At 61.2% G+C, this 26,265-nt stretch carries 24 protein-coding genes, 1 other RNA gene and 1 pseudogene; 12 read left to right on the forward strand and 14 right to left on the reverse strand.

All coding sequences use genetic code 11. The features are described from left to right. Window positions 1-34 precede the first annotated feature (34 nt). Window positions 35-557 (forward strand): annotated as a pseudogene (locus BM382_RS12350) (XRE family transcriptional regulator). 66 nt (window positions 558-623) lie between these two features. Here the strand turns inward: BM382_RS12350 and BM382_RS12355 are convergent. The 4 genes from BM382_RS12355 to BM382_RS12370 all read right to left on the reverse strand — a co-directional run bounded on the left by BM382_RS12355 (window position 624) and on the right by BM382_RS12370 (window position 3,288). Then, window positions 624-1,010 carry a DUF6124 family protein gene (locus tag BM382_RS12355; RefSeq protein ID WP_072442975.1) on the reverse strand — a complete coding sequence of 129 codons (387 nt, stop codon included), beginning with the start codon at window positions 1,008-1,010 and terminating at the stop codon, window positions 624-626. A 257-nt stretch (window positions 1,011-1,267) separates the two neighbouring features. Then, the gene (locus tag BM382_RS12360; protein ID WP_083541077.1) at window positions 1,268-1,810 is read right to left on the reverse strand and encodes a histidine phosphatase family protein; all 543 of its coding nucleotides are present in this window, start codon (window positions 1,808-1,810) and stop codon (window positions 1,268-1,270) included. A gap of 17 nt (window positions 1,811-1,827) precedes the next feature. Beyond that, window positions 1,828-2,865, reverse strand: a complete 1,038-nt coding sequence (locus BM382_RS12365; RefSeq protein WP_072442979.1) for an SDR family oxidoreductase — start codon at window positions 2,863-2,865, stop codon at window positions 1,828-1,830. 3 nt (window positions 2,866-2,868) lie between these two features. Beyond that, window positions 2,869-3,288 carry an ester cyclase gene (locus BM382_RS12370; RefSeq protein WP_041751943.1) on the reverse strand — a complete coding sequence of 140 codons (420 nt, stop codon included), beginning with the start codon at window positions 3,286-3,288 and terminating at the stop codon, window positions 2,869-2,871. A gap of 116 nt (window positions 3,289-3,404) precedes the next feature. On the opposite strand from BM382_RS12370, the gene BM382_RS12375 reads away from it, so the two are divergent. After that, a complete protein-coding gene (locus BM382_RS12375) occupies window positions 3,405-4,286 on the forward strand; it encodes a LysR family transcriptional regulator (RefSeq protein WP_015634101.1) in 882 nt (293 codons plus the stop codon). A 152-nt stretch (window positions 4,287-4,438) separates the two neighbouring features. Here BM382_RS12375 and ssrA read toward each other — a convergent pair. The 7 genes from ssrA to BM382_RS12410 all read right to left on the reverse strand — a co-directional run bounded on the left by ssrA (window position 4,439) and on the right by BM382_RS12410 (window position 13,016). Beyond that, window positions 4,439-4,832, reverse strand: a transfer-messenger RNA (tmRNA) gene (ssrA, locus tag BM382_RS12380). 88 nt (window positions 4,833-4,920) lie between these two features. Continuing rightward, window positions 4,921-5,208 (reverse strand): hypothetical protein, encoded by a 288-nt coding sequence (locus BM382_RS12385; protein WP_072442981.1) that lies wholly within the window; start codon window positions 5,206-5,208, stop codon window positions 4,921-4,923. 208 nt (window positions 5,209-5,416) lie between these two features. Further along, window positions 5,417-8,227, reverse strand: a complete 2,811-nt coding sequence (locus BM382_RS12390) for an FAD-binding and (Fe-S)-binding domain-containing protein (RefSeq protein WP_072442983.1) — start codon at window positions 8,225-8,227, stop codon at window positions 5,417-5,419. Next, complete coding sequence (locus BM382_RS12395) at window positions 8,224-8,895, reverse strand: LutC/YkgG family protein (RefSeq protein ID WP_072442985.1); 672 nt, start codon at window positions 8,893-8,895, stop codon at window positions 8,224-8,226. The genes BM382_RS12390 and BM382_RS12395 overlap by 4 nt, the downstream gene beginning before the upstream one ends. After that, a complete protein-coding gene (locus tag BM382_RS12400; protein ID WP_072442987.1) occupies window positions 8,895-10,349 on the reverse strand; it encodes a LutB/LldF family L-lactate oxidation iron-sulfur protein in 1,455 nt (484 codons plus the stop codon). Before BM382_RS12400 ends, BM382_RS12395 begins: the two co-directional genes overlap by 1 nt. Continuing rightward, entirely contained in the window at window positions 10,346-11,170 is an 825-nt protein-coding gene (locus BM382_RS12405) for a (Fe-S)-binding protein (protein WP_015634106.1), read from the reverse strand. Before BM382_RS12405 ends, BM382_RS12400 begins: the two co-directional genes overlap by 4 nt. A gap of 151 nt (window positions 11,171-11,321) precedes the next feature. Continuing rightward, window positions 11,322-13,016 (reverse strand): lactate permease LctP family transporter, encoded by a 1,695-nt coding sequence (locus BM382_RS12410; RefSeq protein WP_072442989.1) that lies wholly within the window; start codon window positions 13,014-13,016, stop codon window positions 11,322-11,324. 261 nt (window positions 13,017-13,277) lie between these two features. On the opposite strand from BM382_RS12410, the gene BM382_RS12415 reads away from it, so the two are divergent. Continuing rightward, the gene (locus BM382_RS12415) at window positions 13,278-14,045 is read left to right on the forward strand and encodes an FCD domain-containing protein (protein WP_011059179.1); all 768 of its coding nucleotides are present in this window, start codon (window positions 13,278-13,280) and stop codon (window positions 14,043-14,045) included. A gap of 81 nt (window positions 14,046-14,126) precedes the next feature. On the opposite strand, the gene smpB is transcribed toward BM382_RS12415, so the two are convergent. Then, the gene (gene smpB / locus BM382_RS12420; RefSeq protein WP_011059180.1) at window positions 14,127-14,609 is read right to left on the reverse strand and encodes an SsrA-binding protein SmpB; all 483 of its coding nucleotides are present in this window, start codon (window positions 14,607-14,609) and stop codon (window positions 14,127-14,129) included. Window positions 14,610-14,726: 117 nt separating this feature from the next. Between smpB and BM382_RS12425 the strand changes: the two genes are divergently transcribed. The 3 genes from BM382_RS12425 to BM382_RS12435 are packed head-to-tail and all read left to right on the forward strand — an operon-like array spanning window position 14,727 to window position 16,879. Continuing rightward, the gene (locus BM382_RS12425; RefSeq protein ID WP_011059181.1) at window positions 14,727-16,130 is read left to right on the forward strand and encodes a sodium-dependent transporter; all 1,404 of its coding nucleotides are present in this window, start codon (window positions 14,727-14,729) and stop codon (window positions 16,128-16,130) included. Between the two features lie 7 nt (window positions 16,131-16,137). Beyond that, window positions 16,138-16,572: a type II toxin-antitoxin system RatA family toxin gene (locus tag BM382_RS12430; RefSeq protein WP_011059182.1), complete on the forward strand. Its 435-nt coding sequence runs from the start codon at window positions 16,138-16,140 to the stop codon at window positions 16,570-16,572. Continuing rightward, window positions 16,565-16,879: an RnfH family protein gene (locus tag BM382_RS12435; protein WP_019096044.1), complete on the forward strand. Its 315-nt coding sequence runs from the start codon at window positions 16,565-16,567 to the stop codon at window positions 16,877-16,879. The genes BM382_RS12430 and BM382_RS12435 overlap by 8 nt, the downstream gene beginning before the upstream one ends. A 60-nt stretch (window positions 16,880-16,939) precedes the next feature. On the opposite strand, the gene BM382_RS12440 is transcribed toward BM382_RS12435, so the two are convergent. Beyond that, window positions 16,940-17,467 (reverse strand): outer membrane protein assembly factor BamE, encoded by a 528-nt coding sequence (locus BM382_RS12440; RefSeq protein ID WP_011059184.1) that lies wholly within the window; start codon window positions 17,465-17,467, stop codon window positions 16,940-16,942. A gap of 98 nt (window positions 17,468-17,565) precedes the next feature. Here BM382_RS12440 and fur point away from each other — a divergent pair, with 98 nt between their 5' ends. Next, on the forward strand, window positions 17,566-17,970 hold the full coding sequence (gene fur, locus BM382_RS12445) for a ferric iron uptake transcriptional regulator (protein WP_011059185.1): 405 nt from the start codon (window positions 17,566-17,568) through the stop codon (window positions 17,968-17,970). Window positions 17,971-18,064: 94 nt separating this feature from the next. On the opposite strand, the gene recN is transcribed toward fur, so the two are convergent. Further along, window positions 18,065-19,738, reverse strand: coding sequence for a DNA repair protein RecN (recN, locus tag BM382_RS12450; protein ID WP_011059186.1), 1,674 nt, complete (start codon window positions 19,736-19,738; stop codon window positions 18,065-18,067). 250 nt (window positions 19,739-19,988) lie between these two features. Here recN and grpE point away from each other — a divergent pair, with 250 nt between their 5' ends. From grpE to carA, 5 genes are all read left to right on the forward strand, one after another. Beyond that, a complete protein-coding gene (gene grpE / locus BM382_RS12455) occupies window positions 19,989-20,555 on the forward strand; it encodes a nucleotide exchange factor GrpE (RefSeq protein WP_011059187.1) in 567 nt (188 codons plus the stop codon). A 102-nt stretch (window positions 20,556-20,657) separates the two neighbouring features. Further along, window positions 20,658-22,574: a molecular chaperone DnaK gene (dnaK, locus tag BM382_RS12460; protein WP_011059188.1), complete on the forward strand. Its 1,917-nt coding sequence runs from the start codon at window positions 20,658-20,660 to the stop codon at window positions 22,572-22,574. 322 nt (window positions 22,575-22,896) lie between these two features. After that, on the forward strand, window positions 22,897-24,021 hold the full coding sequence (gene dnaJ, locus BM382_RS12465) for a molecular chaperone DnaJ (RefSeq protein WP_015634112.1): 1,125 nt from the start codon (window positions 22,897-22,899) through the stop codon (window positions 24,019-24,021). Between the two features lie 10 nt (window positions 24,022-24,031). Then, window positions 24,032-24,838 carry a 4-hydroxy-tetrahydrodipicolinate reductase gene (dapB, locus tag BM382_RS12470; RefSeq protein WP_011059190.1) on the forward strand — a complete coding sequence of 269 codons (807 nt, stop codon included), beginning with the start codon at window positions 24,032-24,034 and terminating at the stop codon, window positions 24,836-24,838. Between the two features lie 258 nt (window positions 24,839-25,096). Continuing rightward, entirely contained in the window at window positions 25,097-26,233 is a 1,137-nt protein-coding gene (gene carA, locus BM382_RS12475) for a glutamine-hydrolyzing carbamoyl-phosphate synthase small subunit (protein ID WP_019095643.1), read from the forward strand. The last annotated feature ends 32 nt before the right edge of the window (window positions 26,234-26,265 follow it).

Raw genomic sequence — 26,265 nt, forward strand, 5'->3', positions numbered from 1 at the left:
ATTCCAGCGCGCGATCGGTTGTCCATAGGACGAGCTGACCCTAAAACAGCTCTCGGAACGCTCCGGCGTCGCACTGTCGACCCTGTCGAAAATGGAGCTGGCCCAGGTCTCGGTCAGCTACGAAAAACTCGCCGCCGCGGCCCGCGCCCTGGGCGTCGACATTGCCCAACTGTTTAGCCCGGCGCCGAACCTGATCCAGACCTGCAGCGCCCAGGTGCAACCGACCGTGGTCAGCACCACCATCGCCGACGCCCCCGGCTACAGCACCGGCAACTACGACTACCACCCCATGGCCGCGGACTTTCCCGAGCGCAGCATGACCCCCATGTACGCGGATCTTTGCCCGCGAGCTGCAGCAGTTCGAGGATTACATCCGCCACCCGGGGCAGGAATTCGCCCTGGTGCTCTCCGGCCGCGTGCGGATTCAGTTCGAGACCGGGAAAGCCGTGAACATCGGCCCGTAGGAGACGGCCTACTTCAACAGCAGTGTCGGCCATATCTACCTGGCGGAAGGGGAGGAGGATGAGGAAGTGATGGTGGTGATGTCGGAGCGCTGAAGCGCTCTACTCATCAAGCAGCAGCGCGGCGGATCGTGCTGCCGCGCCGTGCTTTCCTAGGGCGTTCTACTTCAACGATAGCCTGTGGCGACTGCCGTCGAGCAAGGCATCCACCACGGCCCGGGCCATCTCCACCGAGTGCACCAGGGACCAGATCAGGCCGCGTTCAATGCCGCTGCCGCGCTCGGTGATTTCATCGGAGACTTCTTCGGCGCTTTTCAGCAGCAGAGAGACGTGGAGCAGGGCTTTTTCAGCGTTGATGCCCTCTCGGATGGAAAACAATGAGTCGCTGCTAACCGGGACGCCTGAGGTGTGTTTGATGGACTTGGCCAGAGGCGCACCGGTAGGTCGAAGTGCCAGTTTCTGAAGGATCTGTTTGTTGGCCTGGTCTAGTTCAGGGTTTCTACCGTGGCGCTGGGGGGCTTTGGGCTGATCGGGAACGAGCTTTTTCATGGCGTAACTCCGTGCGCCTAGTCAACATCGAGCTGCTAAACCCGGCCATCGAATGTTCGGTGACAGGTCGAGGCTAGTTAGCAGGAACTCCCGATTCAAGTGGTTCGGTGTAACTAGGACGTTTCGCACAAAAGAAAGAGACTCTGTACCTCTTCGAGTCACAAGCGATGGGGCATGGGCTTTAGTGTTATCGCCAGTGACATCGGCGATTGACGTGTCGCTGCCCAACCGCATGCGTACTCTGCGCCGACCACCGTTTAGACACCTGCGTGGTGATACACCGACGCGCTCCAATAGCGGCTGCCATTCCGCTGTTGGCGAGTCCACCCGCTTGCCAGCAGTTGCTTGGCAATCATCCGATTCATGACGCCATGACCGAGCAGCAGCACCGGCTCTTCGCCGGCAAGGGCCTGCAGCCGCTGAGCGGCGGCACTGGCACGTTGCTTCGCCGCACCGAAGGATTCGACGCCGCTCGAATAGCCGCACAGCCACAGGACGCGAAAGATGAAAGCCCAGGTAAACGGCGATAACCGGGGAAATCGCCAGCCACCATGGGGCAGTTGAGCTTCGCAGAACGTCGCGTCAACCACGGCAGGTTTCAGCCCGAGTACCTCGACGGAGGTCAGGGCCCGAGGCGCGCTGCTTGAAACAACGGTGCTGGCGGTTGCGGCAAGTTGCAGGCTGGCCTGCGGCGCAGGATCGCGGATGATTTCGGAGCGGTTGTATTGCGCGATCCAGTCCTTCATCTCAAGCATTGAGATCTTTTCCGCCGCGGCGATCTTTGGCTGGCCGTGACGCATCAGGATGATTGTCCTGCTCACCGTTGGTTGTCGTCCTTGGTTTTCGTGAACCCGCCATGTTGCCGATACCAGGACACGGTGTCAGAAATAGTCTGCTCCAGCGCTCGAAAATTCACGCCAAGCTCTTGTTCGCTCTTGCGGTGGTTAAAGCTGGTCCGGTTCTCTTCGCGTATCAACAGGCGCACCGTCGCCATGCTCAGCAAAATCGGCTTGCCGGTCAGGCGCGCGTACACCTCCTGCACCGCCGCCAACAGGTACAGCGCGGGCACTGGCAGTTGCCGGGCAGGGGTTTTGACGCCCGCTATTCGCCCCAGGAGCGGCACCAACTGGCGCATGTTCAAGCTCTGACCGGCGGCGAGGTAGCGCTCGCCACGGCGGCCATTTTTCGCGGCAGAGATCTGAGCCCAGGCCACATCACGGGCATCGACCACGGAGAAGGTGCCAGGAATCAGCCCGGGCAGCTTGCCGTTGACCACATCCTTGACCAATTGCCCCGAGGAGGTCGGACCCCTGTCGCCCGGGCCCCACATCCAGCCGGGCAGCACCATGCAGGCATGCATCTGCGGGTGGATGTCGAGGAAGCTCAAGACCTCGCGGTCGGCGAGGATCTTGCTGCGGTAGTAGTCATCCGCATCGGCTTCGGCGCGCAGGCAGCTCTCATCGATGGAGGTGCCGGGGGCGCCGTCGAGCACGGCAATCGAAGAGGTGTGGACAAAGCGGCGTATGCCTGCGCGGTAGGCGTGGTGCAGCAGGTCTCGCGTACCGGTGACATTGATCTTTTCCAGGGCTGCCCAATGGCTGCCGCCCTTGTAGTTATCGCGAAAGAACGCCGCGGTATGAAACACCGTATCGCAGCCTTGCAGCGAAGGTGCGAAGGCGTCGATATCGGCCATGTCGCCCACGACCAGTTCCACACTGGGCAGATCGTTGAACTGCTCTTCACCTTTGGCTCTTGAGCGGACCAGGGCTTTGACGGTGTAGCCACGGGCGACCAGCTCGCGCACCAGGTTGTTACCCAGCAGGCCGGTTGCGCCCGTCACGAATGCGTTACCCATGGCTCAACTCTCCTGCTGTTCGGCTGAGGGCATCAACGCCGCGCTGTCGAAGAACACTTCTTCGCGGCAGGCCAATCCGTCTCTGAAGGTGAAGTGCGCGCTGTAGTGCACGGCAATCGGGCGGCCATGAGGCGGGATCAGCCGGCCCGCCAGCACCAGAGGGGCGGTGAAGGTACCGGTCAGTAGGGCGGTCAGCGCCAGTCGGTCTTCAGTGACGATAAAGGGCGTCATGGTCACGTGGGCATCAGGGAACGCCTCGAACAGGGCGGTCTCCCGTTTGCGCATGGATTCACGGCCGCTTTGCATGCCCATGCCGTCGAGGTAGATGAAGTCTTCGCACACCAGCGCGAGCATCGACTCCAGGTCACGGTGGTTGAAGGCACGAGCGGCGCGTTCTGCGTAGTCGTGGGGGCCCGTCGTCATACAGTGCATTCCAGTGGTTTCGAAGGCCTGTAGATATACCGGCGAGACCGTGCTTGAAAAACAGCGACTACTGCATAATGGCTTTGCATTAATGCAAACCAGGGGGGATGGGAGGTATGGCGTTGCAGGCAAATTGGGACGATCTTCGGTTGCTGCTGGCCGTCTCGCGGCGTGGCAGTTTTCTTCAGGCGGGCCAGCTGTTGGGTATCGCGGCGTCTACTGTGTCCCGTCGCCTGACCCAACTGGAAGTGGCCTTGGGTGAGCCGCTGGTTGAACGAGGCGTTGAAGGCTGTTGGCTGACCGCACGGGGCCAGTCCCTGGTGGAAGTGGCACTGGCGGCGGAAGCCGGCTTGCGGCGCCAAGCGGCGACGGATCTGTCCGGGGTGCAGACGGAGCTCTGTGGCAGTGTCCTGGTGAGTGCCGGAGAGGGGTTTTCTCCTTGTGTGCTGGAGGCCGCGAGTCGTTTTACGGCCCTGCATCCGCGTTGTTCCGTGGAGTTGCTGGTCACCGCCGACTTTCACAAGATCGTCCGCGGCGTGGCCGATATTGCAGTACGCACCGCGCACCTGGGCGAGCCCTCGCTGATCTATCGGCCCCTGGGCAAGCTCGCCTACGGCGTCTTCGCCCAGGCTGGCTATCTGCAGCGGTTCCCGGAGGTGACCTTGGCGACGGCGGCCAACATCGCCTTGCTTCCGCCGCTGGATATGTTGCCGCAAATGCGTGCCGCCAAGGCAGCAGGCCTGGACCGTGGGCAAATCAGCGTGGACTCGTTCGCCGTGCAACTGGAGTCGGTGAGGCGAGGCCTGGGCGTGGCGGTACTGCCGCGCATTCTGGCGAAGGACCTGACCGAGGTGTTCCCGGAGCTTGAACTTCCAGATATGGAGGTCTACCTGGTCACCCGGCCTCAGGCGTTGAAGCAGGCGCACATCCGAGGCTTCTTTGAGATATTGGAGCAGGTCATGCTCGACGTTCTGGAGGTTGAAAGGGGCGACGATTGAATGCTGGGAGTGCGCGCTCTTGAACGAGCGTATGGCGTCAGGTGGCGTGGAGTGTGCTGGGCGCCTGTGGGTTTCAATAAGCGCCCGATCATGGCATTCACTGAATTTCAGGCACAAAAAAAGACGTCCATGGACGTCTTTTTTTGTTGAGTTGGTGGAGCCGGGGGGATTTGAACCCCCGTCCGCCAGTACTCCGCTGTCGGTACTACATGCTTAGCCGTGTCTATTGAGTTAACCCTCAGCGACCCGACGGGCAGGGTGCTTTGGGCGAGTTGTGTAAGTTTTAGCCGCTTCGTCCACAACGTACTGCACGGCGATTCTGTTCTATATGACAATCATTTTGGGTTTACAGACATCCCCTGATGATTGCTGGACCCGAAGGTACCAGGGGGGAAGGGCTAAGGCTGCTTACGCAGCGAGAGCGTAATCCCCGTAGGTTTCGTCATTGGCAACTATAGGAAGTTGCAACAGTGGATTTACGAGTTCTGTTACCAACTCGGCATGCACCTAAAGTTTCGCAACCGGCGTCGAATCCTAAACGGCCCCGAACCTGTTGTGCATTACCAACAGGTGGACGGATTCTACGCTAACCGAGGCCAGAAGGCCAACCCGAAGGTTGGCCCAGTGCATCGGCCTACTGATCGCCCTTGGTGTTGTTCTGCAATTTCTGGATGGCCTGGGTGGTCAGGGAGATGCAATTCTTGGTGCCTTGCTCGGTGCCCTTGGCCTGTTCGGCGGTGGCTTGCTGGACCTTGGCGTCGATGTCGCTGCTCAGGTCCGAGCTCATGGCTTCGGTGCTGACTTTGGCATCCTTGATCTTTTGCAGGTTGATCTGGCACAGGTCCTCTTGCCCGGCGGCAAACACCGGGGAGGCCAGCATCGCGGCGGTAATGAACAGTCCAGCCAGTGCGGAACGCTTCATGGTTATCTCCTTGATCGCAGGGGCTCGGTGTTGCCGGTCAACAGGGCCGGCGGCCGAGTGGGCTAAGCCCTTTTTTGCGGGCCTAGAAAATGGACTGTAGCCGCGCGCTGGGGTTCTGTTTTTTTTTCGAAGGAATGAAAAAGCCAGGGGCGTTTTCCGCCAGGCACAAAAAAGGGGCGAAAACGCCCCTTTTTTCCGGCTCGATGGCTCAGAGCGCCTTGGCCCGGGTTACCCGATCCACCAGGTAGACCAGCCCGTGATAGTCGATCCCGCCATGCTGGCTGAGGCCGATTTCACAGGTGCGGCTGGTGGAAATGCCTTCGCTGCAATACTGCACCGCGTCCTTGAGGCTGCGCAGGGAGTGGGCGTTGAGTTCCGGGGTGGTGAAACCCTTGTCGCCGGCGAAACCACAGCAATGGATGCCTTCGGGGATCACCACGTTGTTGCTGCAACGCCGGGCCAGTTCGATCAGCGCCTGGCTCTCGCCCAGGTGCTGGGTGCTGCAGGTGACGTGCACCGCGATGGGCGCTTCTTGCGGCGTGAACTCCAGGCGCTCCAGCAGGTGGGTGCGGATGAAGCGTACTGGGTCGTAGAGGTCCAGGCGCACGTCCCCCAGGTCCTGCACCAGGCGCAGGGTGCAAGGGCTGGTGTCGCAGTAGATCGGGTCGAGGCCGCCCCGGCTGGCGTGGAGCAGGGCGCCGATCAGTTCCTGGCGCTTGTCCTCGGCCTGGGTGGCGTAGCCCTTGGAGGCGAACGGCTGGCCGCAGCACAGGTTGTCCAGGTTGTCCGGCAGCACTACTTGATAACCGGCCTTCTCCAGCAGGCCGCGGGTTTTCTCGTAGAGAGAGCTTTGCTCCTTGTCGCCCGCCGCTGGCCCCATGACCCGGGACACACAGGCTGCCAGGTACACCACCCGCGGACGCGCGTCGCTGACGCTCGGGCTGAAGCGAATGGCCTTTTCCGGCTGTGGCATGGCGCTGCTCCACTGCGGCACCTGGCCTTTGGACAGGCGCGTCAGGCTCGCCGACAGCTTGCTCAGGCGCGGCGCGCCCAGGAGCATGCGCGCGCCGTTGGCCACGTGCAGGGTGAAGCGGGCGCCCTGCAAGGTGGTGGCGAAGTGTGAGCCGAGCCAGTCGGCGGTGCCGTTATGGGTGGCGTGTTCACTGCGCAGTTTCTTCACCAGCTCGCCGGTGTTGATGCCCACTGGGCAGCGCTGGGCGCACAGGCCGGTGGCGGCGCAGGTGTCGATGCCCTGGTACTGATAGGCCGCCTCCAGCTCGGACGTATCGATGCCGGCCCGTTTACGCGCCTGGATATCACGCCAGATGACGATGCGCTGGCGCGGGCTCAGGGTCAGCCCCTTGGACGGGCACACCGGTTCGCAGAAGCCGCACTCGATGCACTTATCCACAATCTCGTCGGCCGCCGGCAGTGGCTTGAGGTGCTTGAGGTGGATCTGCGGGTCTTCGCTGAGCACCACGTCCGGGTTGAGGATGTTGTTGGGGTCCAGCAGGCGCTTGAGCTGCCACATCAGCTGGTAGGCATCGCTGCCCCATTCCAGCTCGACGAAGGGTGCCATGTTGCGCCCGGTGCCGTGCTCGGCCTTCAGCGAACCGCCGAATTCCACCGCCACCAGTTGCGCCACGTCGTCCATGAACGCCTGGTAGCGGTTCACTTCCTCGCTACTGTTGAAGCCCTGGGTGAAGACGAAGTGCAGGTTGCCCTCCAGGGCATGGCCGAACAGGATCGCTTCGTCGTAGTGGTGCTTGTCGAACAGCTCGATCAGGCGGTTGACGCCGATGGCCAGCTGTTCCACGGGGAAGGTCACGTCTTCGATGATCACCGTGGTGCCGGTCTTGCGCACCGCGCCCACCGCCGGGAAGGTGTCCTTGCGGATCGCCCAGAGCTTGGCGTTTTCCTGCGGGTCTTCAGTGAAGTCCACCTGCTTTTCCACCGGGAAGGCGGCCAGGGAACTCATGATCTGCGCCAGTTGCTCGTGCAGCAGAGACGAGGATGCGGCGCGGGACTCGATCAGCAGCGCGCAGGCATTGGCCGAGAGTTGCTGGACGAAGGCCGGCATGCCGGGCTTGTCCTGCACCGAGCGCAGGCTGCGGCGGTCCAGCAGTTCCACCGCCGACACCGGCTGGCTCTTGAGCACGGTCACCGCGTTGCAGCAGGTGTCCACATCGGGAAAGACGATTAGCGCCGACGCCTTGTTCGGGTGGTCGATCACCGTGTCGTAGGTCACCGCGCTGATAAAGCCCAGGGTGCCCTCGGAGCCCACCAGCAGGTGGCTGAGGATGTCCAGTGGCTCGTCGAAATCCACCAGGGCATTGAGGGACAGGCCGGTGGTGTTTTTCAGCCGGTATTTGTGGCGGATCTTCGCGGCCAGTTCACTGTTGGCGCGGGTGCCGCGGCCCAGCTCGGCCAGGCGCTCCAGCAGCGGACCATGGCTGGCGCGGAAGGCGGCGATGCTGGCCTCATCCTCGGTATCCAGACGCGTGCCATCGGCCAGTACCAGGCGAATGCCGGCCAGGGTGTGATAGGTGTTCTGCGCGGTACCGCAGCACATGCCGCTGGCATTGTTGGCGACGATGCCACCGATCTTGCAGGCGTTGATCGAGGCCGGATCGGGGCCGATCTTGCGCCCGAAAGGTGCCAGCCAGGCATTGGCCTGGGCGCCGATCACACCAGGCTGCAGACGAATCTGCGTACCCTGGTGGCGAATCTCCTTGCCGTTCCAGTTATCCCCCAGAACGATCAGCACCGAGTCGCTGATGGCCTGCCCGGAAAGGCTGGTGCCCGCCGCGCGGAAGGTCACCGGCACCCGGTCGCGCTGGGCCAGCTGGAGCAGGGTCACCACTTCATCTTCGGACTCGACGCGGATCACCAGCTTGGGGATCAGCCGGTAGAAGCTGGCGTCGGTGCCGAAGGCCAGGGTCGAGAGCGGGTCGTCGAAGCGCCGCTCCTGGGGAATCAGTTGCTGGGCATCACGCAGAAAAGCGGCCGGTAGGCTCATTGGTCCTCCAGGATCAGCACCACCAGGTCTTTCGGGCCGTGGGCGCCGTAAGCCAGGACTTGCTCGATATCAGCGGTCTTCGATGGGCCGGACACCAGCAGCGCGTTGGTCGGCATGCCGGCGGCCCAGTTCATCTGTTGCTGCACCTGATAGAAGTTGTCGCGGATCTCGCTGGCCTTGAGCAGGGCGAAATGCACCGGGGGCACCAGGCTCATCAGCCGCGGTTCTTCCCGGGTTGGCCAGAGGATAAGGCTGCCGGTGGCGGCGATCGCGCCCAGGGTGGTCGTGAGGCTGGCCGGGGTGTCGTTGAACAGCTCGGCTTTCCATTCTTCCACCGGGCGGTCGTAGGCCTTGAGCGCCGGCAGTTGCGGGTGCTCGGCCCAGTACTGGGTGACCCGCTGGCCGTGGGGCGTGCCGGGGGCGATCAGCAGGCTGGGCAGCTGGCGCTCCTGCAGCAGCCGGGCCAGCAGTTCTGGCCAGCCGGCGGCGGTGCTCAGGTGGATCTCGGTGTGCACTGCTTCCATCTGTTTGCGCAACTGCGGGATGCGTTGTTCCGCGCTGTAGCTGTAAGGCTCGGTGACCAGCGCCTCGTCGAAGTTATCCACAATCGGCGTGGTGCCGGTCAGGCTGTTGCGCAGCTTGGCGAGGATGTTGTGTTTCGCGCTCATCAGCGGTCTCCCTGCTGGTCCAGGTGCTCACGGGCCAGGTCGTGCAGCGACCGGGCGGCGGGTTTTGGCGCACTGTGGTTCTGCGTCCAGGGGCCGACCTTGCTCGGGGCAAGAGCGCGCAGGCGGGTGGCGGCCAGGGTGAACAGGCGATACAGGGTCGGCGAGCTGTTGAGGCGGGCCCAGGCGTTCCAGATGAAGCGTTCCTTGCGCGAGTACTTGCTGCCCTGGCCGCGCATCACTTGATGGGGGCTGTCCGGGGCCTTGACGTTTTCTTCCCGCAGTCGGCGCAGCAGCGCCGGGATCGGGATCTTCACCGGGCAGACTTCGCCACAGGCGCCGCACAGCGACGAGGCGCTGGGGTGGTCCGGTACCTTGGCCAGACCCACCATGTGCGGGGTGATGATCTTGCCGATCGGCCCCGGGTAGACCTCGCCGTAGGTGTGGCCGCCGACCCGGGTGTAGACCGGGCAGTGGTTCATGCAGGCGCCGCAGCGGATGCAGTTCAGGGTCTGGCGCAGTTCGCTGTCGGCAAACGCCTGGCTGCGGCCGTTGTCCAGCAGCACCAGGTGCACTTCCTGGGGGCCGTCCAGCTCATGCGCTTTGCGCGGGCCGGAGATCATGTTGACGTAGGTGGTGATGGGCTGGCCCAGGGCCGAGCGGGTCAGCAGAGACAGCAGGGGCACCACGTCCCGCAGGTTCTCGACGACTTTCTCGATCCCGGTGACGGCGATGTGCACTGGCGGCACGGTGGTGGACATGCGCCCGTTGCCTTCGTTTTCCACCAGCAGCAGGGTGCCGGTCTCGGCCACGGCGAAGTTGACGCCGGAGACGCCGATATCGGCTTCGAAGAATTTCTGCCGCAAGACCTTGCGACCGATCTGAATGAGTTGGTCAACGTCCTTGGTGTACTCCACGCCGAGTTTGTCGTGGAACAAGGACGCGACCTGACCGGCATTCTTGTGGATCGCCGGCATAATGATGTGTGAAGGCTTCTCGTGATCGAGCTGGACGATGAACTCGCCCATGTCCGACTCAAGGCATTCAATGCCTTGTTCAGCGAGGACATGGTTCATTTCCATCTCTTCGCTGACCATCGATTTGCCCTTGATCACTTGCCGCGCCTCGTGAGCGCGGATGATCGAGAGGACGATGCCATTGGCTTCGTCCACCGTTTCCGCCCAGTGCACTGTCACACCGTTGCGGGTCAGGTTCTGTTCCAGGCGCTCGAGCAGGTCGGGCAGCTTGGACAACGCCCTGGCGCGAATCGCGTTGCCCAGGGCGCGCAAGTGTTCTCTTTCGTGGGCATCGCTGAACGAGGCCGCACGCTTGGCCATGAGTGAATCCATGGCACTGCGAAAGTTGTTTCGCAGTTGTTGGTCACCTAGGGCCTGGTGGGCCCGGGTGCGAAAATCGTCCGCCACGTTGGTGGTCGGAATCAGCTCTGGGGTGCTCATTGCGCACCTCCAGTACGTTGCCAGAGGAAGCTCGCCAGGTGTTGGCCGCGCAATGCCTCTTGTTGTTTCTCCAGCGCGCCGTTGATGTTCATCAAGCAGCCGCAATCGGCACTCAGTACCTGATGCGCGCCGGATTCCTTCAGCGCCCGGGTCTTGTCCGCGACCATGGCGCCGGAGATGTCCGGCATTCGGACGCTGAAAGTCCCGCCAAAGCCACAGCATTCGCTTTCGTGGCTGTGTTCTACCCGTTCCACATTGCTCAGCTGTGACAACAACTCACGGCCGTGCAGGTGGGTGTTCATTTCCCGGCGTGCCGAGCAGGAGGTGTGCAAGGCCACCTTGACTGGAGCGCCACTGTCCTTGAGCTGCACCTTGCACACGTGCAGGAGGAACTCGGCCAGTTCATAGGTGCGGGCGGCCAGGGCCTGCACTTGTTGCAACGTCTCGGGCTCGTCCTTGAACAAGTCCGCGTAATGCTCGCGCAGCATGCCTGCGCAGGAACCCGACGGCACCACCACCGGATAGTCGCCGGCAAACAGCGCCAGTTGCGAGCGGGCCACGGTGCGCGCCTGCTCGGTGTAACCCGAGGTGTAGGCCGGTTGTCCGCAGCAGCTTTGCCCTTGCGGGTACTCCACGCGAATGCCTTCGCGCTCCAGCAGGTGAATCGCGTCCATCCCGGCTTCGGGATAGAACAGGTCGACCACACAAGTGCCGAACAGGTAGACCCGCGACGGCTTCGCGCTGGGGTACTGCCGGGGTTCGGCCAGCGGCGGTGCGACACGGGTCGCATTGGGCACGGCGTTGTAGAAAAGCTCGCTCATCAGGCGTGTCTCCGGGTGGTCCCGGTTATTCGTCCGTTGCGGCGGCTGAAAGATAAACCAGCAAGCTTTCAGCAGCCTTGCAGACCGGGTGGTGAATGACTGACGCCGCGGGTGAGGGCGGCGTCGGTTCCATCGGTGTCGCAGGTGTTGCTTAGTGCACCAGCATGCCGGTGAACCAGTAGGCCTGGGCCAGGGTGATCAGACCGACAATAGTGGCAAAGAACAGACTGTGCTTGAGGGTGAAGCGGAACAGGTCCGATTCCTTGCCCACCAGGCCGGTGGCGGCGCAGGCCACGGCGATCGATTGCGGCGAGATCATCTTGCCGGTTACGCCGCCACTGGTGTTGGCCGCGACCAGCAGGGTGTCATTGACCCCAATCTGGTGTGCGGTGGTGGCCTGCAGCGAACTGAACAGGGCGTTGGACGAGGTATCGGAACCAGTGAGGAACACTCCGAGCCAGCCCAGGAACGGCGAGAAGAACGGAAACGCTGCGCCCGTCGCCGCCAGGACCAGGGCCATGGTCGAAGACATGCCCGAGTAGTTGGTGACGAAGGCGAACGCCAGCACCATGCCGATGGACAGGATCGGCCAGCGCAGCTCGTAGAAGGTCTCTTTCAAAGTGGTCAGACCAGTTTTGAAGTCGATCTTCAGTACCAGCATGGAGATCAGCGCGGAGAAGAAGATCGCCGTGCCGGTGGCCGAGATCGGGTCGAGCTTGAACACCGCCGGGATGGCCGTTGGCGTGGTCACGATCGGTGCCATCTTGATCACCAGCTGATCCAGGTGCGGGATGGCGAAGTTGAACACCCAGCCGTACATCGAGCCGCCGGCAGCGAACATGGCCTTGAAGGGCTTGAGGGTCCAGATGGTCACCAGCACGGTGAGGATCAGGAACGGCGACCAGGCCTTGAAGATCTGGCCCAGGCTGTAGGGCGAAGCGACGGTGTTGCGTGGCTGACCGAAGCCGCCGACGCTGGCGGTCACGGCTGCGCTGGAGGTGGCACCGGCAATCTGTGCACCGGCAGTGCGCTTGGGCTGCCAGATTTTCAGGAACAGGGTCAGGGAGATCAGGCTGGCCAGGGCCGAGGTGATGTCCGGCAGTTCCGGGCCGATGAAGTTCGAGGTGAAGTACTGGGTGACGGCGAAGCTCAGGCCTGCCACCAGCGCGGCCGGCCAGGTCTCTTTGACGCCACGCATGCCGTCCATCATGAACACCAGCCAGAACGGCACGAACAGCGACAGCAGCGGCAGTTGGCGGCCGGTCATGGCGCCGATCTTGAAGGCGTCGATGCCGGTCACCTGGCCGGCGACGATGATCGGAATCCCCAGGGCGCCGAAGGCCACGGGCGCGGTGTTGGCGATCAGGCACAGGCCGGCGGCGTACAGCGGGTTGAAGCCCAGGCCCACCAGCAGGGCCGCGGTGATCGCCACCGGCGCGCCAAAGCCGGCAGCCCCTTCAAGGAAGGCACCGAAGCAGAAACCGATCAGCAGCACCTGCAGGCGCTGGTCGTCGGTGATCGACAGCACCGAGCTGCGGATGATTTCGAACTGGCCGCTCTTCACGGTCAGCTTGTAGAGGAAAACGGCGGCGACAATGATCCAGGCGATGGGCCACAGACCGTAGGCAAATCCATAGCCAGCGGCAGCGAGGGCCATGTCGGCGGGCATCTGGAAGGCGAAGATCGCCACCAGGATCGACAAGGCCAGGGTGATACTCCCGGCGACGTGTCCTTTGAGACGGAACACGGCCAGAGCCAGGAAGAAGAACACGATCGGGATGACGGCGGCGAGGGCGGACAGGCCGAGGCTGCCAAGCGGGCTATAGAGCTGTTGCCAGGTTTGCATAATGGGGTGGCCCCTAATTGTTGTTGGTCAGGCACTGCTAGCGTCTTGGTTAATTGGTAAGACCAATTTACAATCGCTGTTGGCTAGGGTAAAAGCCTTGTGCTCGGTGTGTCAATTTGCCGCCCTAAAACTTTTGTCGAATGCGCTATGGCGCGGGCATCTGATCGGTGCAAATGGCCGTGTTCTGACAGGTGTTGGCGCGCCATGAATAGGCCAGAATAGAGCCCCCCGGCGAAGGGTCGGGAGGGGGGAGAGTGAGTTATGGGGTTTGATCAGATACGCCAGCGCCGTTTGTCCGACGATATCGTCGAGCGTCTGGAAGGGATGATTCTTGAAGGCACCTTGAAGGCTGGCGAGCGGCTGCCCGCCGAGCGCGCCCTGGCCGAGCAGTTTGGTGTCTCCCGGCCCTCACTGCGCGAGGCGATCCAGAAATTGACGGCCAAGGGGTTGCTGATCAGTCGTCAGGGCGGTGGCAACTATGTGGTGGAATCCCTGGGCTCGACCTTCAGCGATCCTCTGCTGCACCTGCTGGAAAACAACACCGATGCCCAGCGCGACCTGCTGGAGTTCCGGCATACGCTGGAAGCGTCCTGCGCCTATTACGCGGCGCTGCGGGCGACGGCAGTGGATCGTGAGCGACTGACTCAAGCCTTCGAGGAGTTGCAGGATTGTTATTCCCGTTCCGACGATGTCAGTCGTATCGAGGAGGGTGCGGCGGATGCCAAGTTCCACTTGGCGATTGCCGAGGCCAGCCACAACGCCGTGCTGCTGCACACCATTCGCGGGCTGTTCGACCTGCTCAAACGCAACGTGGTGACCAACATTGGCGGCATGTACAAGCAGCGTACGGAAACCCGCGACATGCTGATCAGCCAGCACCGCGACCTGTACCAGGCGATTATCGAAGGGCGGGCCGAAGAGGCGCGGGAAATCTCCAGCCGGCACATTCTCTATGTGCAGGAGGTGCTCGAGGAAGTGCGTCAGGAAGTACAGCGAGTGGCCCGGGCCGAGCGGCGCAAGGGCATGTAACGCAAATCGCCGGCAAGTCGGCTCCTACCTGGGTTCTGTAGGAGCCGGCTTGCCGGCGAAAACGACCTCAAGGCAGGAAGATCAGTCTTCCTTGCCCTTGGTCCGCACCGCGCGCTGCAGCTCACGATCGGAATCGCGCTCGCGTTCGGTATGACGCTTGTCGTATTCCTTCTTGCCCTTGCCCAGTGCGATTTCACACTTGACCAGGTGCTTGCTCCAGTAGAGCGAAAGGCACACGCAGGCGTAACCCTTCTGCTGCACGGCGGCAAACAGCTTTTCCAGCTCTCGCTGGTTGAGCAGCAGCTTGCGCGAGCGCGTCGGGTCGGCGATGACGTGGGTGCTGGCGGTGGTCAATGGCGTGAAGTGGCTGCCGAGCAACCAGGCTTCACCATCCTTGAGCAGCACATAACTGTCCACCAGCTGTGCCTTGCCTGCACGCAGACTCTTTACTTCCCAGCCGGCCAGGACCATGCCAGCCTCGAACCGATGTTCGATGAAGTAATCGTGACGCGCCTTTTTATTTTGCGCGATGGTCCCTGTTGGGTGTTTCTTCTGTTTAGCCATAGGGGCGGCATTATAGGGAGTTGCGCGCGCGTCGGCTACGGTGACGCAGCGTGCTTGAGCAGGTTGATTGAATCCCGGACAATACGGCCTCTTTTTTTTCGGTTGGGCGCGTTAACGATGTCGACAGACAGGGTCTCTGTCCACGGCGGCTGGGCAAGCCGCTGGGTCTTTATACTCGCTGCAACTGGTTCGGCCGTGGGCCTGGGGAGTATCTGGAAATTCCCCTACATGGTCGGCGTCTATGGTGGTGGTGCCTTTGTCCTGGTGTTTCTGGCGTGTATTGCGCTGATCGGGTTGCCGGTGATGCTGGCGGAAACCCTGATTGGCCGCCGCGCGCGGCAAAGCCCGGCGAATGCCCTGAAGGTGCTGGCCCTGGAGGCCGGGCATTCGGCCAGGTGGTCCTGGGGCGCCTTTGCCGGAATGATCACGGCGCTGCTGATCCTCTCCTTCTATAGCGTGGTGGGTGGTTGGTCCCTGGACTACATCATCGACATGGGGCGCGGCGATTTTCAGGGTGTCACGGCGGATCAGGTCGGCGCCTATTTTTCCGCGGTGACGGCCGACCCCTGGCGCCTGACCCTGTGGCACACGCTGTTCATGCTGTTGTCGGCGCTGGTGATTGCCAAGGGTGTGGTGGCCGGGCTTGAGCGCAGCCTGCGGGTCATGATGCCACTGCTGTTCGTGATGTTGCTGGTGCTGCTGGGCTACAGCATGACCACCGGGCATTTCATGCAGGGCCTGCACTTCATGTTCGACTTCAGCCTGGAGCGTTTGCTCGACGGGCTGTTGCCAGCCATGGGGCACGCGTTCTTTTCCCTCAGCGTGGGAGTGGGCTCGATCATGATCTACGGCGCCTACATGCCCAAGCATTCGTCCCTGGCCGGCACCGTGGTCGGGGTGGCGCTGCTGGATACCTTCGTTTCGCTGGTGGCTGGGATGGCCCTGTTCCCCATTGTATTTGCCGCCGGGCTGAACCCCAGCGAAGGGCCGGGGCTGATGTTCATCAGCCTGCCGTTTGCCTTCGGGAATGTGGCGTTCGGCCAGCTTATGGGCGTAGTGTTCTTTATCCTGGTGGCGATCGCTGCCTGGAGTTCGGCCATTTCCTTGTTGGAGCCGATGGTGGCTTATCTCGTCGAGAGGACTAAAATCCGCCGCGGCTGGGTGACATTCTGGCTGGCATTCAGTTGCTGGTTTGTGGGATTGGGAACGGTGTTCTCTTTCAACATCTGGCAACAGGCCAAATTTTTCGTGAACGAAGGCGGCGTTTTTCATCTCTACCAATGGGGCGCGGCCGGCGGTCTGGACTTCTTTGGTGTGATCGACTTTTTCACCTCGCGGATCATGTTGCCTCTTGGCGGTTTGTGCTTCGTGGTATTTGCAGGTTGGGTGATGGGCCGTGAGGCAGTTCGTGATGAGCTGTCGTTACGTAGCCCGCTGTTGTTCGCTCTGGCCTTGTTTTTGATGCGCTATGTGGCGCCCGTCGGCATTCTTGTGGTGTTTGCCGCCCAGTTGTGGAAATGAAGCTCACATGACGACCCATATTCAACGTTCGGCCCTTCTGCCCTATCCGGCGCAGTTCCTTTACGACCTGGTCAATGACGTGGCCCGGTACCCGGAGTTTCTGCCCTGGTGCTCGTCGGCCGAGGTGCTGGAAAGCAGCGAAGAGCGGATGCGCGCGAGCCTGGCGGTGGCCAAGGGCGGCATGAGCCAGCGCTTCGTTACCTGCAACAATCTGGTACCGGGGCAGTCGATCGAGATGAATCTGGAGGAGGGGCCATTCAATCAGTTGCATGGCGTGTGGGTGTTCAAGCCGCTGGGCGAGAAGGCCTGCAAGATCAGCCTTGATCTGTCTTTCGATTATGCGGGGCCTTTGGTTCGAGCGACCTTGGGGCCGCTGTTCAACCAGGCGGCGAATACCCTGGTGGACGCTTTCTGCCAGCGGGCCAAGCAGTTGCATGGCTGAGCCGATGATTTCGATTGAGGTGGCCTACGCGGCTGTCGATCGCCAGGCGTTGATCAGAGTGCAGGTGCCCCAGGGGTCGACGCTGCGTGCAGCCTTGCAGGCTTCAGCCATCGGGCAGCAATTTCCCGAACTGGATCTGGCGGCTTGTCCGGTGGGGATCTTCGGCAAGCAGGTCAGTGACCCTGAACAGCATGTGATTCAGGCGGGGGATCGGATTGAGGTCTATCGCCCATTGCTGGCCGATCCGAAAGAGGTTCGGCGTCTGCGGGCGGCGAAAGCGGCCGAGGCACGCAAGCGCGAATCGTGATTGAAGGTGGCAGGCAATAAAAAGCCCGGGCATGCCCGGGCTTTTTTATTTCGCCACAAATTATTCCGGCGAAGTATCCAGTGGTTCAGGCGTAGGAACTGGCACGGTTTTCACGCCATCCACGTCCTTCTGGATCTGGTCGAGCAGCGAGCCAGGCTTGGCTGGTTTCTCGGCTTTTGGTTTCTCGACGTTCTCGGCAGGCGCTGTCACGGTGTTGGCGCTGTCCTTGCCCAGCAGGGCTTCGTCGCGGCTTACGCCTGGCATGAAGTCACCGGCCAAGCTGACCAGTTGGTCGTTGCCGTTGAAGATCAGGCTCACGCGTTCCTGTTGGCGTTCACCACCACCAGGCTGCAGGCTGTAGAGATAATCCCAGCGATCGGCATGGAACGTGTCGGTCAACAGAGGGTTGCCCATGATAAACCGTACTTGCCGTCGGGTCATTCCGGGGCGCAACTGGTCTATCATGTCCTGCGTGACGACATTGCCCTGCTGGATGTCGATTTTGTAAACCCCGGGGAATGAACAACCGGCGAGTGCGAGCAGTCCCACGAAGGTGAAACTGGTTAGCAAGAGCTTGGTGTTTTGCATCGGTGGGCGACTTCCACTATCTTGGCTGGGACAACGTAAACCCCGATCATACCCGCATTAAGAGAAGCTGCGAAGCAGCATCGGCGAGAAAGCTGACCATGGTTGAAAATAGCGAACTACGTAAAGCCGGCCTCAAAGTGACTCTGCCACGAGTCAAAATTCTACAAATGCTTGATTCCACCGAGCAGCGGCACATGAGCGCTGAGGATGTCTACAAGGCGCTGATGGAAGCTGGTGAGGATGTGGGTCTGGCCACGGTTTACCGTGTACTGACTCAATTCGAAGCAGCCGGACTGGTGGTACGCCATAATTTTGATGGCGGTCACGCTGTATTCGAGCTGGCGGATGGCGGTCACCACGACCATATGGTCAACGTGGAGTCTGGTGAAGTGATCGAATTCTTCGACGAAGAAATCGAAAAGCTTCAGAAGGCGATTGTCGAAAAGCACGGTTTCGAGTTGGTGGATCACAATCTTGTGCTGTACGTGCGCAAGAAGAAGTAAGCCCCTCACGCGGCGTTTATCGTCGTGAAACGATCGAAGGCGACCCTAGGGTCGCCTTCGTGTTTTGTGCCTATATAAAAGAAGCGCTGAAGGTTCAGGCCTTGGCGGTCACCACCATTTTCTTGGCGTGGGCCAGAGACTCCTTGGTCAGGTCGATGCCGCCGAGCATCCGCGCCACCTCCTCGACCCTCTCATTCTTGCCCAGCTTGGATACTGCGGTATGAGTGGCATCGCTGCCGCGCACCTTGTGCACGAACAGATGCTGATGCCCCTGGGCGGCGACTTGCGGCAGGTGTGTCACGGTCAATACCTGGCCGCGCTCGCCGAGGCGGCGCAGCAGCTGGCCGACGATCTCGGCTGTCGGCCCGCCAATCCCCACGTCGACTTCGTCGAATACCAATGTGGGAACCCGCGAGGTCTGCGCGGTGATGACCTGGATCGCCAGGCTGATACGTGACAGCTCACCGCCGGACGCGACTTTCGCCAGGGCCTTGAGGGGTTGCCCGGGGTTGGCACTGACCAGCAGTTCCACCTGCTCCAGGCCGTTGGGCAGCAGTTCATCGCTGCTGTTGGCGCGCAGCTCGATGGTGAAGCGCCCTCCGGGCATGCCCAGGCGCTGGATCTCCTGCTCCACTGCGCTGGCCAGGCTGGTCGCGGCCTGCTGGCGCAACTGGCTCAGTTCCTGGGCTTTCTCCTGATAATGACGAGCGAAGGATTGCAGCTCTTCGCCCAGCCGTTCGATGGATTCGTCATTGGCGTCCAGAGTCTCTATTTCATCCAGCAGGGTTTGCTGCATGGCGGCGAGTTCGAAGGGCTGGATGCGATGCTTGCGCGCCAGGGTATAGATGGCGTCGAGGCGTTCTTCGAGTTGTTGCAGGCGTGCCGGATCAGCGTCGAAGTGGTCAAGGAAGCGATTCAACTCGCCCACGGCTTCTTCGACCTGGATCTGCGCGCTGGCCAGCAGGTTGGTGGCCTCGCCCAGGGAGCCCGAGGAGTTGCCGATGCTCGACAGGCGGTTGAGGCTGACAGTCAGGGCGTTCAGGACATTGCCTGAATCACTTTCGCTGCATTGCTCCACCACCTGGCGGCAGATGCCCAGCAGGGTTTCGGCATTGGTCAGGTTCTTGTGCTCCTGCTCCAGCTGTTCGAGTTCATTTTCCCCGAGCCCCAGGTTTTCCAGTTCTTCGAGCTGGTAACTGAGCAGTTGATGGCGAGCGCGCTGCTCGTCGCCGGAGTTGGACAGGCGCTCCAGCTCCAGGCGGGTCTGGCGCCAGCGCTGCGCAGCCAGTTGCACCTGGCGCGCCAGGTCGGTTGCGCCGGCGTACTCGTCCAGCAGGCGCCTATGGGTATCGGTCTTGAGCAGCGACTGGTGTTCATGCTGGCTGTGGATATCGATCAGCAGTTCGCCCAGGGCTTTCAAGTCTCCGAGCGGGCAGGGCGTACCGTTGATATAGCCGCGGGAACGTCCTTCTGCCGTGATGACCCGACGCAGGATGCACGGGCCGTCGGTGTCCAGGTCACGCTCGGCCAGCCAGGCGTGGGCCTCGGGGATATCCGCCAGATCGAAGGTGGCGAGGATATCGGCCTTGTCGGCTCCGGGGCGTACCACGCCGCTGTCGGCACGATCACCCAGGGTCAGGCCGAGCGCGTCGAGCATGATCGACTTGCCGGCACCGGTCTCGCCGGTAATGACGCTCATCCCGCGATCGAGTTCCAGATCCAGGTGTTCGACGATGGCGTAATTGTGTACGGACAGGTGCACCAGCATTAAGGCCGCTCCCAAACTAGATGTCTGGTTATTTATACAGTGTTTTGTTTCGGGCTGACAATGCTTTCCCTTAGCTCGATTTGCTTGGTCGTTCTGGCTTTTTAGTGCGCTCGGTAATGTCCACATACAGGATTTATCGGGTCGGAACGACTTTTGCTGTGGCTGCGGACTTGAACCTTGAAAATGCGACCCCATATAGCTGGGCAGAAGAGTGAGCCCGGCTCACAGACGATATTGAAAGGAGAATTTCATGGCTGACGAACAGACGCTGGATACGCAAAATCTAGACGCCAATCAGGCTCCCGAGGCATCGGGTGATGACCTGGCGGCTCGTGTACAAGTGCTCGAAGAGCAACTGGCTGGCGCGCAGGATCAGGCTTTGCGTGTTGCTGCCGATCTGCAGAACGTCCGCCGCCGCGCCGAGCAGGATGTGGAGAAAGCTCACAAATTCGCGCTGGAGAAGTTTGCCGGCGACCTGCTGCCGGTGATCGACAGCCTGGAGCGTGGCCTGGAGCTGTCCAACCCGGACGACGAAAGCATCCGCCCGATGCGTGAAGGCATCGAGCTGACCTTGAAGATGTTCCACGACACCCTCAAGCGTTATCAGCTGGAAGCCATCGATCCACACGGCGAACCCTTCAACGCTGAACAGCATCAGGCCATGGCCATGCAGGAAAGCGCGGATGTCGAGCCGAACAGTGTTCTGAAAGTGTTCCAGAAGGGCTACCAGCTCAACGGTCGCCTGCTGCGCCCGGCCATGGTCGTGGTCAGCAAGGCTCCTGCACCGGTTTCGCCTTCGATTGACGAAAAGGCTTGAAAACGGCTGTAGAGCCCCCATTTATCAGTCAAGCGTTTAAGTGCTACCGCAGTTTGCCACCACAGCTGCGGCATCCAAATCCAAAGTTTCGGGAGAGTTAACATGGGCAAGATTATCGGTATTGACTTGGGGACCACCAACTCGTGCGTCTCCATTCTTGAAAACGGCAACGTAAAAGTTATCGAAAACGCTGAAGGCGCGCGTACCACGCCGTCGATCATCGCGTACGCCAACGATGGCGAAATCCTGGTAGGTCAGTCGGCCAAGCGTCAGGCTGTCACCAACCCGCACAACACCCTGTACGCAGTAAAGCGTCTGATCGGTCGTCGCTTCGACGAAGAAGTTGTGCAGAAAGACATCCAGATGGTCCCTTACAAGATCGTCAAGGCTGACAACAACGACGCCTGGGTTGAAGTGAACGGCCAGAAAATGGCTCCGCCACAGATCTCGGCTGAAATCCTCAAGAAAATGAAGAAGACCGCCGAAGACTACCTCGGCGAAGCCGTGACCGAAGCGGTCATCACTGTTCCGGCCTACTTCAACGACAGCCAGCGCCAGGCGACCAAAGACGCCGGCCGCATCGCAGGCCTGGACGTCAAACGTATCATCAACGAACCAACCGCAGCCGCTCTGGCCTACGGTATGGACAAGGCCAAGGGCGATCACACCGTGATCGTTTACGACCTGGGCGGTGGTACTTTCGACGTTTCGGTGATCGAAATCGCTGAAGTCGATGGCGAGCACCAGTTCGAAGTGCTGGCCACCAACGGTGACACCTTCCTCGGTGGTGAAGACTTCGACATCCGCTTGATCGACTACCTGGTTGATGAGTTCAAGAAAGAAAGCGGCATGAACCTCAAGGGTGACCCGCTGGCCATGCAGCGCCTGAAAGAAGCTGCCGAGAAAGCCAAGATCGAGCTGTCCTCGAGCCAGCAGACCGACGTCAACCTGCCGTACATCACTGCAGATGCCACCGGTCCTAAGCACCTGAACGTGAAGATTTCCCGCGCCAAGCTGGAGTCGCTGGTTGAAGACCTGGTTCAGCGCACCATCGAGCCTTGCCGTATCGCGCTCAAAGACGCCGGTATCGACGTGGGTTCGATCAACGACGTGATCCTGGTCGGCGGCCAGACCCGTATGCCGCTGGTACAGAAGACCGTAACCGACTTCTTCGGTAAGGAAGCCCGCAAGGACGTCAACCCGGACGAAGCTGTTGCCATGGGTGCTGCCATCCAGGGTGCGGTACTGGCCGGCGACGTGAAAGACGTACTGCTGCTGGACGTCAGCCCGCTGACCCTGGGTATCGAAACCATGGGTGGCGTGATGACCGCGCTGATCGAGAAAAACACCACGATTCCTACCAAGAAATCCCAAGTGTTCTCGACTGCCGACGACAACCAGGGCGCAGTGACCATTCACGTACTGCAGGGCGAGCGCAAGCAGGCCGCGCAGAACAAGTCCCTGGGCAAGTTCGACCTGGCCGACATTCCACCAGCTCCACGTGGCGTGCCGCAGATCGAAGTGACCTTCGACATCGACGCCAACGGCATCCTGCACGTAGGTGCGAAGGACAAGGCTACCGGCAAGACTCAGTCGATCGTGATCAAGGCCAACTCGGGTCTGTCGGATGAAGAGATCCAGCAGATGATCCGTGACGCTGAAGCCAACTCGGAAGAGGATCGCAAGTTCGAAGAGCTGGCCACCGCCCGTAACCAGGGTGATGCGCTGGTGCACTCGACTCGCAAGATGGTGGCTGACGCCGGTGACAAAGTGACCGCGGAAGAGAAAACCGCAATCGAAGCCGCCGTGGTTGCCCTGGAAGCTGCCGTCAAAGGCGACGACAAGGCCGCCATCGACGCCAAGGTCGAAGAGCTGTCGAAAGTCTCGGCCCCGGTTGCCCAGAAGATGTACGCCGAACAGGCCCAGCCTGCAGAAGGCGCGGCACCGCACGCCGAGTCCGCTGAAAAAGCCGACGATGTCGTCGACGCCGAGTTCGAAGAAGTAAAAGACCACAAGTAATGGCTTGTTGGTCGGCCGGTTGACTGCCTTTGGGCGGTGACTGGTAGGATGTCGCCGCGCGGGAGCTTGCTCCCGCGTTGGCGTGTCTGGAGTCAGCGAAATTTTGACGGCGTACAAGCTCCGTTTGTGCGCTGGCGGTCGGGTCGGAGAAGCTCCTGCTTTCCGGCTGTGATGACCGCAATGGTCGGCCCGCAACCGGGTTGGCTTTCCAAGACCAGGATCGTTGAATTGACGTGAGTTGGGTCCGGGCCTGTATTGGGGCTCAGCGAGTTTGGCAGAGCTCAGGAGGGTTTGCCGGACGTCCTTAAGAGTGCAAAGACTTATGGCAAAGCGTGACTATTACGAAGTGTTGGGTGTGGAGCGTGGCTCCAGCGATGCGGAGCTGAAAAAGGCTTACCGTCGCTTGGCGATGAAGCATCACCCGGACCGTAATCCCGGCGACAAAGCGTCGGAAGACATGTTCAAGGAGGCCAACGAGGCCTACGAAGTACTGTCCGATTCCAGCAAGCGTGCCGCGTATGACCAGTACGGCCACGCTGGTGTCGACCCGAGCATGGGTGGCGGGGGTGCCGGCTTCGGCGGGCAGAACTTCTCCGATATCTTCGGTGACGTGTTCAGTGATTTCTTCGGTGGCGGTCGCGGCGGTTCCCGTGGCGGTGCGCAACGCGGCAGCGACCTGCGTTACACCCTGGAGTTGAACCTGGAAGAGGCGGTGCGTGGCACCACGGTGAATATCCGTGTGCCGACACTGGTCAACTGCAAGCCATGCGATGGTTCGGGCGCCAAGAAGGGGTCTTCCCCTGTCACTTGTCCGACCTGTGGCGGTATTGGTCAGGTGCGCATGCAGCAGGGCTTCTTCTCGGTGCAGCAGACCTGCCCGCGCTGCCATGGCCAGGGCAAGATCATTTCCGATCCGTGCGATTCGTGCCACGGCGAAGGTCGGGTCGAAGAGTACAAGACGCTGTCGGTGAAAGTGCCGGCAGGTGTCGATACCGGCGACCGTATTCGCCTGTCCGGCGAAGGCGAGGCGGGGACCCAGGGTGGCCCGACTGGCGACCTGTATGTGGTGATCAATGTGCGTGAGCACGCGATCTTCCAGCGCGACGGCAAGCACCTGTTCTGTGAAGTGCCCATCAGCTTCGTAGATGCGGCGTTGGGTGGCGAGCTGGAGATTCCGACCCTGGATGGTCGGGTCAAGCTGAAGATTCCCGAAGGAACTCAGACCGGCAAGCAGTTCCGGATTCGTGGCAAGGGCGTTGCTCCCGTGCGTGGCGGCGGTGCTGGCGACCTGATGTGCCGGGTTGCGGTGGAGACGCCAGTGAACCTGAGTCGTCGTCAGCGCGAGCTGCTGGAAGAGTTGCGTGGTTCGCTGGATGACGACAACTCTCACTCGCCGAAAACCACCGGCTGGTTCGAGGGCGTCAAGCGCTTCTTCGGTGACCTGTAAGGAGTAACGCATGCGACGTATAGCAGTGATGGGCGCCGCCGGGCGCATGGGCAAGACCCTGGTCGAGGCCGTGCAGCTGCGTTCGCCGCTCTCCGGGCTGACCGCGGCGATCGTCCGTCCGGGCAGTTCTCTGGTGGGGGCGGATGCGGGTGAGCTGGCATCCCTGGGGCGTCTTGGCGTGCCGATGTCCGACAGCCTGGAGAAGGTGGTTGATGAGTTCGATGTGCTGATCGATTTTACCTTGCCGGAAGTGATGCTCAAGAACCTGGCGTTCTGCCGCAAGGCAGGCAAGGCCATGGTGATCGGTACCACCGGCCTGGGTGCCAGGGAAAAGCAATTGCTGGCCGAGGCGGGCAAGGAGATTCCGATCGTCTTCGCTGCCAACTTCAGTGTTGGGGTCAACCTGTCGCTAAAGCTGCTGGATATGGCGGCTCGGGTGCTGGGTGATGATGCGGATATCGAGATCATCGAGGCGCATCACCGACACAAGATCGATGCGCCATCGGGCACCGCCCTGCGCATGGGTGAGGTGATCGCCAGCGCCTTGGGGCGCGATCTGCAGCAGGTCGCGGTTTATGGTCGTGAAGGCCATACCGGCGCCCGTGAGCGTGAAACCATCGGCTTCGCCACGGTTCGTGGTGGCGATGTGGTGGGGGATCACACTGTGCTGTTTGCCACTGAGGGCGAGCGCCTGGAGATTACCCACAAGGCCTCCAGTCGCATGACCTTCGCCAAGGGAGCGGTGCGTGCCGCGCTGTGGCTGGACGGGCGCGAGGCTGGTCTTTACGACATGCAGGATGTGCTGGATCTGCGTTGAGATGCATCTGAAGCAGGGTCGAAGCGCGATGCTTGGACCCTGCTTCAAACCGCCAAGCGATGTCCTGTCGCATTCCTCTGCCTTTAAGGCTCATTAGCGGTGGACCAAAAAAGCCTTTTTCTGTAAGCTACAGCTTTAGTGTGTCCACTAAAAGCGCGCAGATAATTCGACGAAGAAGCGGGGTGACGTGTCTATACGTCATTCCGCTTTTTTGCAACCTGCGATCGCCCTTTCAGGCTCTATTTACGGGAGGTCTTCTTGACTAAGCCAGCCATACTCGCCCTTGCTGATGGCAGCATTTTTCGCGGCGAAGCCATTGGAGCCGACGGTCAAACCGTTGGTGAGGTGGTGTTCAACACCGCAATGACCGGCTATCAGGAAATCCTTACCGATCCTTCCTACGCCCAACAGATCGTTACCCTGACTTACCCTCACATCGGCAACACCGGCACCACGCCGGAAGATGCCGAGTCCGACCGTGTGTGGTCGGCCGGCCTGGTCATCCGTGACCTGCCGCTGGTAGCCAGCAACTGGCGTAACACTCTGTCCCTGTCCGATTACCTGAAAGCCAACAACGTGGTGGCGATCGCTGGTATCGACACCCGTCGCCTGACCCGCATCCTGCGTGAGAAAGGTGCACAGAACGGCTGCATCATGGCCGGTGACAAAATTTCCGAAGAAGCGGCGATCGCTGCAGCGCGCGGCTTCCCTGGCCTCAAAGGCATGGACCTGGCGAAAGTCGTCAGCACCAAGGAAAGCTACGAGTGGCGTTCGACTGTCTGGGATCTGAAGACCGACAGCCACGCCACCATCGAGGCTTCCGAGCTGCCGTATCACGTGGTTGCCTACGACTACGGGGTCAAGCTGAATATCCTGCGCATGCTGGTGGAGCGCGGTTGCCGCGTCACCGTGGTGCCTGCCCAGACCCCAGCGAGCGATGTGCTGGCTCTCAAGCCTGACGGTGTGTTCCTGTCCAACGGCCCAGGTGACCCCGAGCCTTGCGACTATGCCATCAAGGCGATCAAGGAAATCCTCGAAACCGAGATTCCGGTGTTCGGCATCTGCCTGGGTCACCAACTGCTGGCCCTGGCCTCTGGTGCCAAGACCCTGAAAATGGGCCACGGCCACCACGGCGCCAACCACCCGGTGCAGGACCTGGACAGCGGCGTGGTCATGATCACCAGCCAGAACCACGGTTTTGCGGTGGATGAAGCCACGCTGCCGGGCAACGTCCGGGCGATCCACAAGTCGCTGTTCGACGGCACCCTGCAGGGTATCGAACGTACCGACAAGAGCGCGTTCAGCTTCCAGGGCCACCCGGAAGCCAGCCCGGGCCCGAACGATGTGGCGCCGCTGTTCGACCGCTTCATCAACGAGATGGCCAAGCGACGCTAAACGCTCGCCTTGAAAGTGTAGCGAGCAGCGCT

The sequence above is a fragment of the Pseudomonas sp. NFPP25 genome (assembly GCF_900116505.1).
In the GTDB taxonomy this organism is placed as follows: Bacteria; Pseudomonadota; Gammaproteobacteria; order Pseudomonadales; family Pseudomonadaceae; genus Aquipseudomonas; species Aquipseudomonas protegens.